Source organism: Vibrio sp. 10N.261.52.A1 (assembly GCF_002876325.1).
Classification (GTDB): domain Bacteria; phylum Pseudomonadota; class Gammaproteobacteria; order Enterobacterales; family Vibrionaceae; genus Vibrio; species Vibrio chagasii.
In genome coordinates, this window is record NZ_MCYD01001398.1 from 1 (window position 1) to 3,117 (window position 3,117).

The following is a 3,117-nucleotide window of genomic DNA, read 5'->3' on the forward strand; positions in this document are numbered from 1 at the left end:
AATCAATCTTGGGCGTTTCTAGCCCTGATCCGCTTTGTTTTGCGTTTGCCAAAAAGCATTCTGCACACGCCGGAGGAAGCTCAATTCCGGTTGAACCGAGCAAGAAGTTGGAGCTCTTTGATGAGTTGATGCTGAGTGAAGGGAAAAAACAAGATAAGCGTTGCTTGTATATCCATATTCCTTTTTGTCGAGTGCGTTGTACTTTCTGTAATTTTTTCCAAAATGCGGCAAGTCGCAAATTGGTAGACGAGTATTTCGATGCATTGATGGTCGAGCTCAAGCAAAAAGCCAACACACCATGGGCTCAGTCTGGATTGTTTCATGCCGTTTATATCGGTGGGGGAACACCAACCGATCTGTCGCCTAAACAAGTCGAGCTATTAGGTAAGGCTATTCGCCAACACTTCCCTCTAGCAAACGATGTGGAAATGACCTTAGAAGGGCGCATCAACCGATTCGGCGATGATATGTTCGACAGTGCACTTGAAGGTGGCTTCAACCGTTTCTCATTTGGTATTCAGAGCTTCAATACTAAAGTACGACGTAGCGCGAAACGTTTAGATGACCGTGAAGTGGTTCTAGAACGTATCAGCTCTTTAAGTCGTACTGAGCAAGCACCGATCGTTCTTGACCTACTGTATGGCCTGCCGTATCAATCGATGGATGTGTTCCAACAAGACCTAGAAGACTACATGTCGACGGGCGCACACGGCATTGACCTTTACCAACTGATTGTTGGGGGCAGTGCCCCTATGCTTAACCTCGTTGAGAAAGGAAAGATCCCGCCACCAGCCAACACACCCGATAAGGCAAGCATGTATTTAGCGGGCGTTGAGTTTATGGCTAAGCACAAAGTTAAACAGCTGAGCGTCAATCACTGGACTCGCGATAACCGAGAACGCAGCATTTACAACAGCTTAGCGAAAACTTATGCCGAAGTGCTTCCGGTTGGTTGTGGTGCTGGTGGCAACATTGGCGGCCATGGTGTGATGCAACATCGAACTTTAGACAGCTACATGGAGTCTATTAAGCAAGGGCAATTGCCTATCGCCATGATGACTAAACAGAGTGCCTTCGAACCGACATTCTCCACATTAAAGGCCGGTTTTGATTCTGGTGTGGTTAGAAGAAGCACACTTCCAAGTTTTATGGGGCAAGACACCTTCGATTACCTGAAACCTCTTTTCGAACATTGGGAACAGAATGGTTTGGTCGAGCTTTCAGAAGATTATTTGAGTCTTACTATCGCCGGCAGCTTTTGGGCAGTAAGCCTAGCCCAGAGTGTTATTCAAGTGCTAAACGCCGAGTATCAGGCTGCGAATCCAGCTCCGAAAGCAGCCGCAGCGGGTGTTCATCCACACGCAAGTTTGAAGCACGCTTAATATCGAATTTTCATTTTTTAACTTACGTAATTACTTGTTTATACGGAAATATATCCAATGACAGATACAACATTAGAAGTAACAGAAACTCTAGAGCAACGTGTCGCTCGCATTCTAGAAGAAGAGCCAAAACTGCTTCCTACAGCGATTGCTGAGAAGCTCGGTGTTTCAGAGGTAGAAGTGGTTGCTGCTTTTCCAAACGACATGGCAGTGATGCTAGATGGCAGCCGTGCTCAAGAAATCTTGGAAGGCTTAGTAGGTTGGGGACCAGTGACCACGATCGTACACTCATTTGGCTCAATCTTCGAAGTAAAAGCGCCGTTCCCGAAAGGCAAAGTAGCGCGTGGTTACTACAACCTTATGGGCAAAGAAGGCGAGCTTCATGGTCACCTGAAACTCGACAACATCAAGCAGATCGGTTTGGTGAGCAAAGCGTTCATGGGTCGTGAAAGTCATTACTTCGGTTTCTTCAGTGAAACGGGCGAGAACATTTTCAAGATCTACTTAGGCCGCAATGAAAAGCGAGAGCTTATTGCTGACCAAGTAGAACGCTTCAAAGCACTAAAAGAACAAGCTTAAAAAGAATCAGCAGTAATAGTTAATAAGACATCAATGTTCGAGGATCGTTTAGTTTGCTAATGATCGCTCAACCTCGGGCAAACATAATAAATCAGAGAAAGCGAAGTAAGGAACTACCCATGGAACAGCAAGTAAAACAAGAACGTCTACAAGGTCGCCTAGGTCCAGAAATTAAAGAGTTTCGCCAAGAGCGCCGTACCCTTCAACTGGCAACGGTTGATGAAGAGGGCCGCCCGAACGTGAGCTACGCGCCCTTCGTTCAAAACCAAGAAGGTTACTTTGTTCTAATTTCTGATATTGCTCGTCACGCTCGTAACTTGAAAGCGAACCCACAAGTTTCTTTGATGATGATTGAAGATGAAGAGAGCTCAAAGCAGCTTTACGCACGTAAGCGTTTAACGTTTGATGCACAAGCGAGTGTTGTCGAGCGTGAAACAGAACTTTGGACTCAAGTGATTGGCCAGATGCAAGAGCGTTTCGGTGAGATCATCGATGGTTTGAGCCAGCTTCAAGATTTCTCTCTGTTCAATCTTAAAGCAGAGAACGGCTTGTTCGTTAAAGGCTTTGGTCAGGCATACCAAGTATCGGGTGACGATCTAGTAGATTTCGTTCACTTGCAAGAAGGCCACAAAAAAGTATCTAACGAGTAACCTTATGTAACTGGTTATTTAAGAAGCCCTCCAATGTGAGGGCTTTTTTACGTCTAAAAATCGTTGTAAACACACTGGGCGTTGATGTGAGAAAAAGCAGACTAAATCAAAGAGTTTGGTATATTGGCGTTTGATTAATATTTATGTGTAAGGATCGCTACGTGAAACCAGTAAGTCGAGATTGGGACGAGTTCTGTTACCCGTTTATTTATGAAGAAAGCCCTATCTGTGATTTTGAGATTCTGTCGGACGAGCTTTGTTGCCGAGTTGGATTGGTTCTTTCATTGGAATTGGAACCACAAGTTCGCGAGATCCTGCAACGCCTACAGCCGAACATCTATCATTTGAATGGTTCCGTACGTGGGAAGTTAGCGATTACTGAATCCGAACTGGTCGAGCTTAAGCAAGATTACCACCGCATCCGTGAGCAGTTAGAAGGTGGCTTCAAAGGGTTCGTATTACCTGGTGGGAATCGAGTATCGAGTGAGTGTAGTGGCATAGTGAAT

3 protein-coding genes and 1 pseudogene are annotated in these 3,117 nt (G+C 45.3%); all 4 read left to right on the forward strand.

Features of this window, described 5'->3' with window-relative positions; genetic code table 11:
• Positions 1–1,382, forward strand: a 1,382-nt coding sequence (hutW, locus tag BCT81_RS28300) for a heme anaerobic degradation radical SAM methyltransferase ChuW/HutW (RefSeq protein ID WP_102426588.1), incomplete at its 5' end; no start/stop codon positions are given.
• A gap of 57 nt (positions 1,383–1,439) precedes the next feature.
• On the forward strand, positions 1,440–1,961 hold the full coding sequence (hutX, locus tag BCT81_RS28305; RefSeq protein WP_102426589.1) for a heme utilization cystosolic carrier protein HutX: 522 nt from the start codon (positions 1,440–1,442) through the stop codon (positions 1,959–1,961).
• Positions 1,962–2,080: 119 nt separating this feature from the next.
• Complete coding sequence (hutZ, locus tag BCT81_RS28310) at positions 2,081–2,611, forward strand: heme utilization protein HutZ (protein ID WP_004731858.1); 531 nt, start codon at positions 2,081–2,083, stop codon at positions 2,609–2,611.
• A 161-nt stretch (positions 2,612–2,772) separates the two neighbouring features.
• Positions 2,773–3,117 (forward strand): annotated as a pseudogene (locus tag BCT81_RS28315) (ATP:cob(I)alamin adenosyltransferase); the annotation flags it as partial.